Consider the following 14,610-nt stretch of genomic DNA (forward strand, 5'->3'; position numbering starts at 1 on the left):
TAATTTAATTAGTACTTAGAAAGTAGTTGGTGAGAAGTATGCAATTAGAAATAGATAAATCGTCCTTACCGGTATATGAAGCATTAGCAAGCCAAGTCAGGTTAGAAATTATTCAATTATTATCCAAAAACAAAATGAATATTAAGGAACTGTCCAATGTTTTAGGGATCAGTAGCCCGATTGTTACAAAACATATCGAAAAATTAGAAAAAGCTGGTATTATTCGAACAGAAAAGATACCGGGAAAATCAGGGTTACAACGAATCTCCATACTAAAAATTGACCATATCGAAGTCAACTTCCCAAAAAAAATCTATCATTCATTTGCTACATATGAAACTTCGGTACCTGTTGGTCATTACACTGACTATCAGGTGGTACCTACATGTGGACTAGCTACTAGTAAAGACTTTGTTGGCCCAGTAGATCAAACGAAATATTTTATGGATCCTAAGCGAATGGATGCACGAATATTATGGTTTACACAGGGTTTTATTGAATATAAAACCCCTAACTTTTTGCAAGAAGAAGATGAATTACAACAGATGGATATCAGCTTTGAAATATCATCGGAGTTTCCGTTCTCAAACGAAATCTGGCCTTCTGACATTACATTTACTTTAAACAATATTGAATTAGGTATATGGCAAAGTCCTGGTGATTTTGCGGATACCAGAGGTAAATATACTCCAGACTGGTGGCCTCATAACATTAATCAATACGGATTATTAAAAACGGTTCGTATTACATCACATGGTACCTATATGGATGGAGAGCCTATGTCAGATGTAACTATTAATGATTTAAATACTACTGTAGACGGATGGAAATTCAGAGTGGAAGTAAAAGAAGATGCTGAACATGTCGGTGGTGTTACACTATTCGGAAGAGAATTCGGAAACCATGATCAAGATATTAATTTTAAATTATATTATATTTAAATTGGGAAAAATTCGTTTCAATAATTATTTTATTGAAACGTTTTTTTTGCTTTCAGGCTAAAGTAATATGCAACTTTTGGTATAAAAAACAACTTCACATATTGTAATACTTCATTTAAAATAAAAGTAGAAGAATGTCGAATTCTGAAATGATTTAGAAAATGAGGGAACAGCTATGAAAAAAACAGTTATCATTGCAGATGATTCGCGGTTTATGAGACATTGGCTTAAACAAAAAATTGAAAAACACAATTATCAATTAGTTGCTGAAGCTTCCACTGGATTAGAATCAGTCAGAGCATATCAACAACACAAACCGGATATTATCATTTTAGATATTGTTATGCCAAAATCAAACGGCTTAGATGCCTTAAAGAAAATTATAGAATTAGATCCAAATGCCAATGTTATCATTGCCTCATCCCTCGCCACTCATGATAACGTAACAAGAGCATTACATTATGGAGCCAAGGACTTTATCATCAAACCACACTTTAATAAATTGATACAAATTATGGATAATATTTTTGATTAGAAAACCTATTCTGCCGAAGTGATACTCCAGCTCTCCCTATGGAAAGAATGAAGAAAACAAAGCTATGCGAATGTTATTGCATAGTTTATGTATCGTCTATCATTCTATTCTTAATTTCAGTAAAAAAAAAGCTTGGCATTGTTTGCCAAGCTTTCATATTAAAATAATTCGTAATAGCTTTCTTGTCCTAGATGCTGCACATATTTATCCACTAATCCTTTTAAGTCGGTCGATTCTTCTAAAAAGAGCCACTGATCATCTTTTTCACCAGTATAAGATTTGCGCTCTACTTGAAATGCTCTCGTATTTTTATCTAGCAATGTAAAACAAAACTGTGCATCATATGTTTTATATTTTGGATCAGACAACGCCTCAACAATTACAGGATTTTCGTCAAACGGGACTGGATTTTCGTACGTATACAAATAGATGCTTTTTTGTCTGATATCTAACTTATAATCCTTGATTGGGCTATTGATTTCCATACTCTCCTTAATTAACTGCACTTCTTCATCGGTTATTTTCCGTCTTGACTTTTTCGTTAGAAACACTCTTCCATTGGGATGTTCATATATTTCATAACCTTCAGGTATGCTATCAACCGAAGTATCAGGATCATCTTTTTTAAAATAATAAGTTGGATTACCTTTATTTGTTTTTCTTACATGTAAATAGTACTCATCTCCACGAAAGTTCGTATATTGCACTGCCATCTTTACACCACCTTTAATTTCATAGCCGATACATTTCCTCAAGAATTTGCTTTCATTAGTATAACAAAAATCAGAATAAAGTGAAACTTTGAAGAGAACCATGTTCACAATTGATTAAAATTTTGGATAAATGTGATTTACATCACAAATAACTTCTTTTCCTTTTGTTACAGTATTAGTAATACAAGTAAAGGAGGATCAATATCATGAGAGAATTCCAATTAACAGATACACCTGCAGATATTGTCAAAATATACCCGAAAGCCAGTGATTTTTTCAAGAAGGAAAAAATTGATTTTTGTTGCGGTGGTGACCAACCTCTTCAATCTATTCTCGATAAGAAAAAAAGACGTGTTGATGGTCAACAACTTATCGGATTAATCAATGAATCCTTCCAAGCATGGATAGAAGCCGGAAATAAGGAAATCAATTGGGATAATGTGTCTCCTTCAGAATTGGTTGACTATATTATGCAACATCATCATCACTATTTACATGAAGAATTAACACCACTCAGTCAATTTGTTACTAAAATATACCGAGTACATGGTCCAAATCATCCACACCTAGAAGACTTATATAAACTATTTCATCAGTTCAAAATGGAAATGGAAGGTCATATGATTGAAGAAGAACGTGATTTATTCCCTTTGTTTGAAAAATACGAAGAAGAGCCTAATGAAGCATTAAAAGAGCACATTTTTCAATTGAATAATACAATGATCGATGATCACGAATTTGTTGGTGAAATTATTCAACAAATGAATGAAATAACCAATGATTATACATTGCCAGAAGGCGCATGTAACTCATACCGGATCACCTATGCAAGACTAGCAGAGTTAGAACAAAACACGTATCAGCATATACACTTGGAAAACAATATTCTCTTTAAGTCCATTTCTTAAGGTAAGTAAGGGGCTGGGACAGAAGTACTTGTTTCATGACAAAACACGAACATCAAGATTGATGCTCGTGTTTTTGTTCCTTGGATAAGCGTTTCTGTTCCTTGGAAAAGTATCCTTCTTCCTTGGATAAAGGCATATATCCAAGGAAGAGCAGTAATCGATCCATTTTTCACTATATTAGTTATGTTTTGTCCCAGACTCTTTTACATATTTCCGACAATTCCTAAGGAAATATTTCCAAATTGTTTTGTTGGTTTATGCTAATATAGTGTAAGAAAGATAAATAATGGGAATAGTTTATAGAGAGTTATTTTTGTGTAATTAAAGGAGTGCATACGCATGGAAATCAAAGTATCAGATCAAGCATTACAATGGTTTAAAGATGACGTAGAGATAAGCGATGGAGATACAATTAAATTTCAAGCTAAGTATGGTGGCTATAGCCCGATACATGAAGGTTTTTCACTAGCTTTTGCACTAAATGAACCATTGGAAGATACGATTACAATAACAGAAAAAAATGGTATTACATTTTTTATTGATGCTACGGATGCATGGTATTTTGAAGGTTATAACTTAATAGTCAAATATGATGAAGAGCTAGATGAAGTTGCATATGATTATGAAGAAATTCAGTAAAAGAGTGAGGAATCCCTCACTCTTTTTCTTTATCTAAATCTTCCTCTTAAACGTAATTACAACGAAATATGAAGAAATTATGTTAAAATAAAGGGAGACTTCCATCAATGGATGTTCTTCACTGACAATTAGCGCCGTAATAAAAGTGAACTTAATAGAATAATAAATATAATAAGTCTTAAAGTATGATCTATCTATAAAGGAGGCTCTAGCTGATGAGCAAACAAGATTTCCGCAAAGCGATGAGCAAATTTGCAACAGGAATTACTGTTGTCACTTCGGAATTTGATAATGATATACAAGGAATGACTGTCAATGCGTTTATGTCTGTTTCTCTAGATCCACAGTTAATCACTATTTCACTAGATTCCAAAACGAATTTTTACAAAAATGCCGATAAAATAAAACGTTTTGGTGTTAGTATCCTACGTGAAGAACAACAAGAAATATCTATGATTTTTGCTAAACAAACAGAAAAGGAATATAAAGATTTTACAACATTAGATGGCATACCAGTCATTGATAATGCACTCTCTACATTGGCCTGTACTACGGTTAATACAGTGGAAGCAGGTGATCACCTACTGATTATCGCCGAAGTAGATGAAATCAAATTAGACGAAGGTAAACCAATTCTTTATTACAACAGTGAATATAAAAGAATCTCTGATGAATAGAGAAGGTACGGAGGAAGGTCATGGCAACTCTTGCAATCTTACGAAAAAGTGCAATATTACCTAAAAAAGAAGCGATGTTTTGGTTGAATCGAATAAGCATGAGAGATACACTCGTTTATCTTTTTCTATTATTCTTTATCAGCTTCTTACCGAATATCATTTTAATGATAGCAAACTTTGAACAAGGCCAATCTCACATTTCATTTAGTCAATTTTTACTGCAAATTATTGTCTTTTATCCCTTCTTTATGTTGTTTGTAGTTGTTACAGGTATTTCTATATTAGCAATCGGTTCATGGATACTTAAAAGCTTTCTGCAACGAAAATTAGCATATCAGCAATTATGGAAAATGACTTCCTTTGCGTTACTTTGGCCCTTAATAATATATCACCTGTTATTTTTCACGCCATTACCAACTTCCATTGCTTTCTTGGTTGGTTTAGTGTTGTTATATATACTCATGTATCAGATGATTTCGATTTACCCGAAAAATAGAAAGTGAGGGAGTATCATTGGCAAATAGTGAATGGAAAATAAATCATAGTTCAACAACACAGATAGATCGATTTAAAATAACGATTGATGAAGTATTACTTGCAAATGAGCAAACACAGAATTTTTCGTATATAGAGTTTCATGATGGTGTCTGCATTTTGGCTATCACAGACGATAATAAAGTGGTCATGTTAAAACAATACCGCCATCCATTACACTCCACGGAACTTGAATTTCCTGCCGGCATGATCGAAGAAGACGAAGAACCTCTTCAAGCAGCAAAACGGGAATTATTAGAAGAAACAGGATATCAGGCCGAAGAATGGCAATCTCTCGATTATTTCTATCCATCTCCTGGATCCACAACCGAAAAAATTCACCTGTACCTGGCTTCAAAGGCAACAAAAGTAGCTGATCAATTCTTAGATGAGTTGGAGAATATTGAGGTAGAAGTAGTTAGCATAGAAGATTTTTGCAAACTAGTAGAACAAGGTACTTTTCGCCATGGTGCCGGTCTAGCTTGCTGGGCGAAATATTTAAGTATGACTTTCAATTAACTAATGAAACTTTAATTCAAGAAAGTGCCCGGAAGAACTGTTGTATTCTTGCGGACACTTTTTTTCGTTTATTCATTTCTACTGTCCATAAGGTTTGTTCTTATAGAAACTCCTCCTTCAGCCCGCCAAAATCAAGAAATTTAAAAAAGCTAAAGCCCATTAGGCTTTAGCTATTGATCATATCCCTTACTTTGGCTACTTCTTCATCTGGAACAATATAATAATAAATACCGTCAATCTTTGTTCCTGAGCCTTGCATTTGATAGCTTGTTACATTTTTTCTTGTATCGGTATACCCATTAAGTAATGACTTCACTGCATTAAAGTCAAGACTTGTGGACATATTATTACCCATAATATCGATTAACTCGTCCACTTTTGTGACATTTGCTACGCTGGCACCTTCATTAATAATCGCTTGGATTACTTTTCGTTGACGATCTGTTCTTCCAAAGTCACCAGCCGGATCCTGCTTTCTCATTCTCACATACGCAAGCGTCTTTTCTCCATTCATTTCTACTGGACCTTCCGTAAACTGGTACTTGCTGTCATTCCATTCTATCTCATTATTTACAGTAATTGTTCCCAACTCATCTACCAGCTCTTCTAAGCCTTCCATATTGATACGAACAAAATAATCAATATCAATATCTAGAAAGTTTTTAACGGTTTGTACAGCCATATCTGGACCACCAAATGCATAGGCATGATTTATTTTGTCCTCATTACCTCTGCCAACGATCAATGTACGAGTATCTCGTGGAATACTAATTAACTGCATCTCATCATTTTCCGGTTTTAATGATAATACCATTAACGCATCTGAGCGTCCGGCATCATCACCACGCTGATCCACACCTAACAACAATATATTTAAAGGTTCAGCATTGTCTGTTTTCTCTTTTACTTTTTCCGTATCTATTGATTCTATCGGATCATGCATTTTGGTATTGAATGTATCCTCCACATTATTCACAATCGACCATATGTAACCACCAACAGCTAGAATCATAACCAGTAAAATAATAAGTGGTGTTAATATCCACCATTTTTTTGATTTTCTTCGATTTGATCTTGTTTCCACTCTCAATCAACATCCTATCATAATTTTCTAAATAATCTTCCATCATTATAGCACAATTAGACTAAGAAAAGGAAACTACTTCTTGATTTTTTTACAATATATCTCATTTTTTGTATAAATTTATTAAAAACTTAGTAACTCTTAGGCCATTATGAATTAAACAACTGTAACCTAAACGTTTAATCACAAAAATTATCTTGAAGGTGTATTTTAGTTGTATAACATCCTTTTTATCAAAATTAAACACCCTTAACCTCAAATAAAAATCCCAATAAATCTAACATATGAATGTTTTTATCGTCACTATATCGATGACTTATTTTTATACATTTAATTACTTTACAATTAACTTAATTTATATATAATATTATTAAGATAGCGTTTTCTTTTTGGGGAGGTGATTATTTTATCATGAAAACGTTAGCTAACTTTTAAGGAGGAGAAACATGAATACTATAAAAAAGACAGCTTATATCTTGATAACGTTTACACTTATTTTTTCGATTCTACCACATACAAAAATGGTAGTAGGACTTTCTGCAAATGAACAATCACTCAATCTAGTAGATCCCCAAGTAAATGATCAGACGAAGGCATTATTCTCTTATTTTCAAAATATTAGTGGAGAGCATGTTCTTTTTGGTCAACAGCATGCTATTGATGAAGGCTTAACATTAACAAATGATCCCCCCCGTACTGCATCTGAACAATCAGAAATTCTACATTCTGTGGGAGATTATCCTGCTATTTTTGGTTGGGATACGTTAAGTATTGATGGCGATGAAAAACCTGGTGTAGAAGGCGATGTCGAGCAAAGTATTCAAAATTTGGCAGCATCAATGGAAAAAGCACACGAACTTGGTGGTGTTATTGCTCTAAGCATGCACCCTAAAAACTTTGCAACAGGTGGACGATACAATGATACATCTGGGAATACCGTTCCAAATATTTTGCCAGGGGGGTCTTATAATGATGATTTCAACACATGGTTAGATAACATTGCAGAGCTTGCTCATTCGGTGAAAGATGAGAGTGGTAACGCGATTCCGATTATCTTCCGACCATTCCATGAACAAACAGGTGGTTGGTTCTGGTGGGGAGCACATCAAACAACACCGGAAGAATATAAAGCTCTTTTCCGTTATACGGTGGAATATTTAAGAGATAAAAGAGGAGTTCATAACTTTTTATATGCATTTTCACCAGGCGCTGGTCCTGCAGGTGACATGGAACGTTATTTAGAAACATATCCAGGTGATGAGTATGTCGACATTTTGGGTATCGATAACTATGACGATAAAAGCAATGCAGGATCTGAAAACTGGTTAAATGGACTAGTTGAAGATTTAGCAATGTTAGTCGATCTAGCAGAAGAACGTGGCAAAATCGCAGCCTTAACAGAATACGGCTATAGTGCTTCTGGTATTAATGAAACAGGCAATACACTAGATTGGTATACACGTGTTTTAAATGCAATTAAAAATGATTCGAAAGCAAGTAAAATTGCGTACATGCAAACATGGGCTAATTTCGGCTGGCCGAATAATATGTTTGTACCATATAAAGATATTCATGGTGATTTAGGCGGTGATCATGAATTATTACCTGACTTCCAAGCATTTAAAGATGATGCATATTCCGCTTTTCGTGAAGATGTTCAAGGAACCATCTATACAGAAACGCATAAGAATAAGTCCGTTGCACCTGAAAAACCAATAGCACATATTGCATCCCCTGTTTCTGGCACAACCATTACAGATAGTTCGACAAAGCTTCGAGTACGCGTACTCCATGACAACCCACAACAAGTTACTTATACGGTAGAAGGTTCTGATCAAGAACATTCTCTCACCTTTGATTCAGACAGCAATTATTATGTAGCTGACTGGATACCAACTGCAGATAAGAATGGAACAGCCACCAATCTTACATTTAAAGTCATTCATCAAGACGGAAGCATTTACGAAGATACGGTCAAAGTGTTTGTAAAAGCAGATCGTTTACCATCGAAAATATATACTTTTGATGACAATATTGATGGAATTAAAACAAACGGAACTCATCCAGAAACGAACACGCTCTCATTTGAGCATGCAACTTTAGAAGATGATGGTAAATTAAAATTCCAAATTGAAGGCATGGATACTAGTGAAACATGGCAGGAGTTAAAGTTAGAATTAACAGATCTAACAGCAGATGATTTGCAGGATATCAACCAGATTGAATTAGAAGCTTTACTTCCTACTTCTGTTGGTGACGGATCAATCCAAGCGGTAGCCATGCTTCCTGATGATTGGGAAAACAAATATGGTATGAATGAAACATCCGAAGACATTTCCGTTCTAGACGAAGTAAACATCAATGGAGAGACATTCAAAAAATATCACACAACCATTAACATAGGCGATACAACAGAAGCAAGAACGATAGCGCTATCGTTAGTAGGTAATCAACTTAACCTAACAGACGCAATCTATATCGATAATATTAAACTAAACAATGCCTATATTGAAACACCTGCTGATCCATTGTTAGTGGATGATTTTGAAGGCTACTTAGGAGATGATAGTTTATTAGATAATGCGTTTTCCAGCAATGGGGATAAAGTAACACTTCATCATTCCTCTGAAAACAAAAAGGAAGGGGAATATGGTCTAGCGTATAACTTTACGATTGCCGGAATGGGCTATGCCGGTCGTCAGACTCCTTTAGCTAATGCGGACTGGTCAGAAACAAATGCTTTCCAATTCTGGTTACAACATGATAGCTATCCGAATGATCTAACGATTCAAATCCAAATTGGTGGCGTAAGTTTTGAAGCATACCATGATTTAGATGAGCCTTCTGAAGGAATCGTCACTATACCTTTTACCGAATTCGCACCTGCTTCTTGGGAAAATAAACCTGGTGTTATAGTTGATAAAGGAAAATTGAAAAACGTCACACAATTTGCTATTTACACAGGTGGTGATGAAGGAGAAGGAACCCTTTACTTTGATGATATGCGTGCAGTGTATGATGAAGCACAGCCTGAAGTACCTAATGCAGAGGAAAAACCAGCTGAGGAAGAACGAGATCCAGTATTATTCGATTTTGAAGATGGTGAAGTAGCCTGGAATATTACTTCTGGGAACGCAGAAGAACCTTCCATTGTAGAGAATGGTATCAACGGTTCTAGTTTAAAAACAACTTTAGATTTAACATCTGATCAAAGTATTACCCTTTCTACTACAAGCATTACAGACTTAGCTGATTCAGAAATCTTGAGCGCTAAAGTACACCTATCAGATGGACAGGCACAAGCTAAATTTTTTGTAAAAACTGGCGATAATTGGGCCTGGGCTGATGGTGGTGTAATCGACTTAAATAGCGGTGAAGTGACAACACTTTTATTAGATTTGACATCGATCGAAAATCTGGACAATGTAAGAGAAATTGGTCTGGAGCTGATCCCAGTTGCAGGAGATACTACTGCTACTATTTTACTTGATGATGTCCTGTTAACAGACGATAGCGAAACTCCTGATCCTGAACCAGCAGAAGATAACGATACTATTGACAACAAAGAAATGTTTACTAAAGAAGAAAATCACTATCTGTTTGATTTAACAAAAGAAAAAGTAGAAATAACAAAAGAAGTAATCGAACAAATAGAAGATGATGCTACCATTCAATTACACTATAAAAACACAACTGTTACTATTCCTGTCCAACTATTACAACCGTATAATAAAAATATCACCTTTGTTTTTAATTCAGTCTCAGATGAAATGAAAGAAAAACGAAATGATGTGTTAAGCGATCTGTTTGATTTTCAATTATTCGCAGGAGAACAGAAAATAACTGAATTCGAACAGCCGTTAACCATTTCTTTTACGTTAGATAATGATCAAAAGTTTGATGCAAATAAACTTCAAGTAATACTTGTCGATGAAAATGGTGAACTGGCGACAGATCAACGCTTTGATGTTTCTTGGGACGAGGAAACTAATAGCGCTAGTACAGATTTGACACATTTTAGTATTTATGGTGTGTTCGAGTATACAGAAGAGAAATCAGAAGAGTCAGAGGAAGATCCATCTTCTGATACTGAACAAGATAACCAAGATTCAAAGAATAAAGAATCTGATGAATCCCCAAGCAGTGATGATAGCAGCACAAATCAGAAGAACGAATCAGAAAATAATTCAGGAACTAACAACACAGAATCTAATTCTAATCAAAGTGAATCCTTACCGGATACCGCAACTAATACTGCCAATTGGCTTTTAGCTGGTTTACTACTTACACTATCTGGTATAGTAGCATTTGTGATGGCAAGACGAAATAAAGTGCAATAAACAAATGAAATGATCCACAGGTTCGCCATAAGTTCTTACTTATGGCGAACTTTTTCATGATAGTTTAAAAATAAAATTGTTTTTGGACTATTTATGCTGATTAGAGTATTTCTAACTGTAGTTATACCCTGATTTCGGTTTCTCACGTCATTTGGAACAATTCTATCGGACGTTTGCACCTCATTTTTGATCTCGCGTCCTTTAGAGCACTTCTATCAGACGTTTACACCTCGATTTTCACTCCTCCCGTCCTTTAGAACACTTCTATCAGTTGATTACTTTTACTTATAGAACCAAAAGTGCGGATTTTTTATGGCTAACCCCGAATGCTTGCATTTCAATTGCAAAAGGCAGATAATAATAACAGAAATTTTTTGAATATGGAAGGATCGTGTCAAAATGGGCTCTACTCATGAATTTTCAGTAAGAGAAGAAATTGCTAATTCCATTACCCATGGAATCGGCATGGCATTAAGCATTGCCGGCTTAGTTATTTTGATCGTCTATTCATCACTATACGGCACAGTATCGCATATCGTCAGTTTTACCTTATTTGGTGTTACCATGGTACTTCTCTACACGTCCTCAACTCTGTTGCATAGTCTTCCAAAAGGTAAAGCAAAAAATGTGTTTGAAATATTGGACCATTCATCGATTTATTTCTTTATCGCTGGGTCCTATACCCCCTTTTTATTAGTAGTGATTCGTGGATGGGAAGGCTGGACATTATTCGGTATTATTTGGGGACTTGCCATTGGCGGAACCATATTTAAAGCCTTTTTCGTCAAAAAGTTTTTATTCTTTTCCACCATACTATATGTGTTAATGGGATGGTTGATTATTTTTGCATGGAAACCACTTGTCGATAACATGCATCCCAACGGTATGTTGCTTCTAGTCATCGGTGGTGTATTATATACAGTTGGTGCTGTCTTTTATGTATGGCGTGGGTTTAATTACCACCATGCTTTATGGCACTTGTTTGTTTTAGCAGGATCAATTACTCACTTTTTCGCTGTTTTGTTATATGTATTACCAATTAAATAATTCTAAAGAAGCTCCGGATAACGGTGCTTTTTTTATCTAGATGTGTGCATTTCATCACATCATATAAATAATAGGAGCGATACAATATAGTTAACACCTTTTAAAGGAGGTACTATATTGACTCAGCAATCACCTTTTTTTAAACCTAGAGATTATCATAAAGATCCTTTTATTGTTATATGGGAAGTTACTCGCGCTTGTGCATTGAAATGCCTTCACTGCAGAGCTGATGCACAATATCACCGTGATCCCCGCGAATTAAATTTTGATGAAGCAAAGCATTTAATTGATCAAATCCAGTCTATGAATAACCCGCTTCTCGTATTTACGGGAGGTGACCCACTGGAACGTGAGGATTTACTGGATATTGTCCAATATGCTGTTGAAAAAGGGGTTCGCGTCTCCATGACACCATCTGCTACCCCTAATGTAACGAAAGAAGTGATGAAAAAAGCGAAAGATGTTGGCTTATCGCGGTGGGCATTCAGTATTGATGGTCCGAACAAAGAGATTCATGATTTCTTCCGCGGTACAGCTGGCTCTTTTGACCGTACGATTGAAGCAATTAACTATTTACATGAGCTTGGAATGCCATTGCAAATTAATACCGTCATATCAAAATATAACATTGATTACTTAGAAGAAATGAAAGAATTAATGGAAAAATTAAATGTCGTGTTATGGAGTGTATTTTTCCTTGTTCCAGTCGGTCGGGGGCAGGATAAAGATATGATTTCACCAGCCGATCATGAAAAAGTATTCCGCTGGTTATACCAAGTATCGAAGACTGTAAGTTTTGATATTAAAACAACTGCTGCTCAACATTATCGCCGTGTTGTTCTTCAGCAAAAGGCAAGAGAACAAAAAATCGGAAAAGACGATATCGCATTTCAGAATGTTTTATCAGAAGGTGCAACAGGTACAGTAGATGGGTTAGGCCGTGCGCCTAAAGGTGTCAATGACGGAAATGGTTTTATCTTCATTTCTCATATCGGAGATGTCTATCCAAGTGGTCTACTCCCTGTCAAAGTAGGAAATGTCCGTTTACAACCGTTATCAGAAATCTATCGGGAATCACCTATTTTAAAACAATTACGTGATCCAGATCAGTATAAGGGAAAATGTGGAGTATGTGAGTTTCGCCATGTATGTGGTGGCTCTAGATCTCGAGCTTATGCTGCAACTGGTGACTATTTAGAAAGCGAGCCGTATTGTGTCTATATACCTCGGGCGATGCGTAAGAAGAATAAACAAGGCAATTTCTCATAGAGTTGCCTTGTTTTGTGTTATTCATGAAGATATTTTTATTATCCTTTACTATTCGCTCAGCGATCCCAGCCAAAATATATTTTTGAAAAAGAAAAACTGAACGATTTATTCGCTCAGTCTTATCAGGCTTCTTTCTTCACAACACCTATTCCGGTTAATATTACTTTCGCATCATCGGTTAAAAAGTTTATTGCTTCTTTTTCGAAAAACAGATACGGCTTTTCCTTTATGATTAACTTAATCCCTCTAACATCAAATTGTTCAGCATACAGATTGACAGTTCTAATCGAAGCTAACTCTTTTTTGTCCAAATTTCTATAGCCAGCCTCCTGACGCTTGATCATAAAACTCAAGATCTCCCGAGCATTATGGTTTAATAAATGTCTTTTTTCTTTTAATAATTCGAGGTTTTCCTCTATATAACGTCTGGATGTCACTAAGTCAAGATTCTCTGTAGCATGGTTAATACTTTTTACGATTTCACTGAATCTCATATCCATCCTCCTGATTTAAATTCATAATAACCATATCATAAATAGGAGTTTTAAACTATATTTTTTGCTGAAATTCATCTAATTTTGTCGAATCAAACATTCATCCTAGTAATTTTAATCCGATAACTGCCAATATAATTAAGGATAAGAAGAAAATCCTTTTGGCATTTTTAGATTCATTGTAAAATATAATACCAATAATAGCTCCGCCTGCTGCACCAATACCTGTCCAAATCGCATACCCCATGCTCATTGGAATGGATTCTAAAGCAATCGACAAAAACAAAAAACTTAATGCAAAACTTGCAATCATTAAGCTAAATGACAGCTTCGATTTTTGTCTGTGCCACTGATTCATCATCAACACTGCCAACATTTCAAATAATCCCGCAATAATTAATATTATCCAAGCCATTATTTAATTTTCCTCCTTTGGTGGTTCGGATGTCGATTTCAAGCCGATGATTCCTATTAATAAAAGAAGTATCAGTGCTATTTTGGCGATACTTATTTCTTCATTAAAAAAGAAAACACCAGCCACTACTGTACCAGCAGTACCTAAACCAACAAAAACAGCATAGACCGTTCCCACCGCAATCTTTTCTCCAGCCATAATTAGAAAGTAAAAACTTATCATAATAGCGATAATCGTACCGAGCCACTCTAATATTTGATTAGAATGAGTTAGCCCAACCACCCATAACACTTCAAAAACAGCAGCAATAATGATTTTTAACCATTCCTTTATCAAAAAAATTCCTCCTTATCTTTATTACCATAAAAAAGCCTGAGAGAATGAATCTCCCAGGCTTTTGTCCTTCCGTGTCACAGTAGTTACTGTGTGTTTTCTCTCGGACCAGCCCAACTTTCCGTTGCGGAACCCTAGAAAACAATTACCATATTCTATTGT

15 protein-coding genes and 1 riboswitch are annotated in these 14,610 nt (G+C 35.2%); of the genes, 10 read left to right on the plus strand and 5 right to left on the minus strand.

The window, feature by feature from the left end:
* Positions 1–38 precede the first annotated feature (38 nt).
* Complete coding sequence (locus GI584_RS18050) at positions 39–941, plus strand: ArsR/SmtB family transcription factor (protein ID WP_153792089.1); 903 nt, start codon at positions 39–41, stop codon at positions 939–941.
* A gap of 175 nt (positions 942–1,116) precedes the next feature.
* Entirely contained in the window at positions 1,117–1,476 is a 360-nt protein-coding gene (locus GI584_RS18055; protein ID WP_153792090.1) for a response regulator, read from the plus strand.
* Positions 1,477–1,634: 158 nt separating this feature from the next.
* On the opposite strand, the gene GI584_RS18060 is transcribed toward GI584_RS18055, so the two are convergent.
* On the minus strand, positions 1,635–2,189 hold the full coding sequence (locus GI584_RS18060) for a hypothetical protein (RefSeq protein ID WP_100359402.1): 555 nt from the start codon (positions 2,187–2,189) through the stop codon (positions 1,635–1,637).
* A 206-nt stretch (positions 2,190–2,395) separates the two neighbouring features.
* On the opposite strand from GI584_RS18060, the gene ric reads away from it, so the two are divergent.
* The 5 genes from ric to GI584_RS18085 all read left to right on the plus strand — a co-directional run bounded on the left by ric (position 2,396) and on the right by GI584_RS18085 (position 5,466).
* Positions 2,396–3,097 (plus strand): iron-sulfur cluster repair di-iron protein, encoded by a 702-nt coding sequence (gene ric, locus GI584_RS18065; protein WP_153792091.1) that lies wholly within the window; start codon positions 2,396–2,398, stop codon positions 3,095–3,097.
* Positions 3,098–3,436: 339 nt separating this feature from the next.
* The gene (locus tag GI584_RS18070; RefSeq protein ID WP_100359400.1) at positions 3,437–3,736 is read left to right on the plus strand and encodes a HesB/YadR/YfhF family protein; all 300 of its coding nucleotides are present in this window, start codon (positions 3,437–3,439) and stop codon (positions 3,734–3,736) included.
* A 215-nt stretch (positions 3,737–3,951) separates the two neighbouring features.
* Positions 3,952–4,413 carry a flavin reductase family protein gene (locus tag GI584_RS18075; RefSeq protein ID WP_153792092.1) on the plus strand — a complete coding sequence of 154 codons (462 nt, stop codon included), beginning with the start codon at positions 3,952–3,954 and terminating at the stop codon, positions 4,411–4,413.
* Positions 4,414–4,433: 20 nt separating this feature from the next.
* On the plus strand, positions 4,434–4,916 hold the full coding sequence (locus GI584_RS18080) for a DUF1189 family protein (RefSeq protein ID WP_100359398.1): 483 nt from the start codon (positions 4,434–4,436) through the stop codon (positions 4,914–4,916).
* 10 nt (positions 4,917–4,926) lie between these two features.
* Entirely contained in the window at positions 4,927–5,466 is a 540-nt protein-coding gene (locus GI584_RS18085; RefSeq protein ID WP_100359397.1) for an NUDIX hydrolase, read from the plus strand.
* 166 nt (positions 5,467–5,632) lie between these two features.
* On the opposite strand, the gene GI584_RS18090 is transcribed toward GI584_RS18085, so the two are convergent.
* Complete coding sequence (locus tag GI584_RS18090) at positions 5,633–6,550, minus strand: LCP family glycopolymer transferase (RefSeq protein WP_153792093.1); 918 nt, start codon at positions 6,548–6,550, stop codon at positions 5,633–5,635.
* A 446-nt stretch (positions 6,551–6,996) separates the two neighbouring features.
* Here GI584_RS18090 and GI584_RS18095 point away from each other — a divergent pair, with 446 nt between their 5' ends.
* The 3 genes from GI584_RS18095 to GI584_RS18105 all read left to right on the plus strand — a co-directional run bounded on the left by GI584_RS18095 (position 6,997) and on the right by GI584_RS18105 (position 13,206).
* Positions 6,997–10,890, plus strand: a complete 3,894-nt coding sequence (locus tag GI584_RS18095) for a glycosyl hydrolase (protein ID WP_153792094.1) — start codon at positions 6,997–6,999, stop codon at positions 10,888–10,890.
* A gap of 399 nt (positions 10,891–11,289) precedes the next feature.
* On the plus strand, positions 11,290–11,937 hold the full coding sequence (gene trhA, locus GI584_RS18100; RefSeq protein ID WP_153792095.1) for a PAQR family membrane homeostasis protein TrhA: 648 nt from the start codon (positions 11,290–11,292) through the stop codon (positions 11,935–11,937).
* A gap of 117 nt (positions 11,938–12,054) precedes the next feature.
* Positions 12,055–13,206 (plus strand): TIGR04053 family radical SAM/SPASM domain-containing protein, encoded by a 1,152-nt coding sequence (locus GI584_RS18105; protein WP_153792096.1) that lies wholly within the window; start codon positions 12,055–12,057, stop codon positions 13,204–13,206.
* Positions 13,207–13,328: 122 nt separating this feature from the next.
* Here the strand turns inward: GI584_RS18105 and GI584_RS18110 are convergent, their stop codons facing one another.
* The 3 genes from GI584_RS18110 to GI584_RS18120 form a co-directional block, all read right to left on the minus strand.
* Positions 13,329–13,700 carry a hypothetical protein gene (locus tag GI584_RS18110; RefSeq protein WP_153792097.1) on the minus strand — a complete coding sequence of 124 codons (372 nt, stop codon included), beginning with the start codon at positions 13,698–13,700 and terminating at the stop codon, positions 13,329–13,331.
* Between the two features lie 100 nt (positions 13,701–13,800).
* Entirely contained in the window at positions 13,801–14,115 is a 315-nt protein-coding gene (locus GI584_RS18115; RefSeq protein WP_100359380.1) for a DMT family transporter, read from the minus strand.
* Positions 14,116–14,118: 3 nt separating this feature from the next.
* Positions 14,119–14,451 (minus strand): DMT family transporter, encoded by a 333-nt coding sequence (locus tag GI584_RS18120; RefSeq protein ID WP_100359379.1) that lies wholly within the window; start codon positions 14,449–14,451, stop codon positions 14,119–14,121.
* A gap of 48 nt (positions 14,452–14,499) precedes the next feature.
* Positions 14,500–14,597, minus strand: a riboswitch (guanidine-I (ykkC/yxkD leader).
* Positions 14,598–14,610: the final 13 nt, after the last annotated feature.

This window comes from Gracilibacillus salitolerans, from assembly GCF_009650095.1.
Lineage (GTDB): Bacteria > Bacillota > Bacilli > Bacillales > Amphibacillaceae > Gracilibacillus > Gracilibacillus salitolerans.

Excerpts from the sequence above, each read along its gene's own strand:
- GI584_RS18050 (WP_153792089.1), top strand. The coding sequence starts at position 39 with ATGCAATTAGAAATAGATAAATCGTCCTTACCGGTATATGAAGCATTA.
- GI584_RS18070 (WP_100359400.1), top strand. The coding sequence starts at position 3,437 with ATGGAAATCAAAGTATCAGATCAAGCATTACAATGGTTTAAAGATGAC.
- GI584_RS18055 (WP_153792090.1), top strand. The coding sequence starts at position 1,117 with ATGAAAAAAACAGTTATCATTGCAGATGATTCGCGGTTTATGAGACAT.
- GI584_RS18115 (WP_100359380.1), bottom strand. The coding sequence starts at position 14,115 with ATGGCTTGGATAATATTAATTATTGCGGGATTATTTGAAATGTTGGCA.
- GI584_RS18075 (WP_153792092.1), top strand. The coding sequence starts at position 3,952 with ATGAGCAAACAAGATTTCCGCAAAGCGATGAGCAAATTTGCAACAGGA.
- GI584_RS18060 (WP_100359402.1), bottom strand. The coding sequence starts at position 2,189 with ATGGCAGTGCAATATACGAACTTTCGTGGAGATGAGTACTATTTACAT.
- GI584_RS18110 (WP_153792097.1), bottom strand. The coding sequence starts at position 13,700 with ATGAGATTCAGTGAAATCGTAAAAAGTATTAACCATGCTACAGAGAAT.
- GI584_RS18080 (WP_100359398.1), top strand. The coding sequence starts at position 4,434 with ATGGCAACTCTTGCAATCTTACGAAAAAGTGCAATATTACCTAAAAAA.
- ric (WP_153792091.1), top strand. The coding sequence starts at position 2,396 with ATGAGAGAATTCCAATTAACAGATACACCTGCAGATATTGTCAAAATA.
- trhA (WP_153792095.1), top strand. The coding sequence starts at position 11,290 with ATGGGCTCTACTCATGAATTTTCAGTAAGAGAAGAAATTGCTAATTCC.
- GI584_RS18095 (WP_153792094.1), top strand. The coding sequence starts at position 6,997 with ATGAATACTATAAAAAAGACAGCTTATATCTTGATAACGTTTACACTT.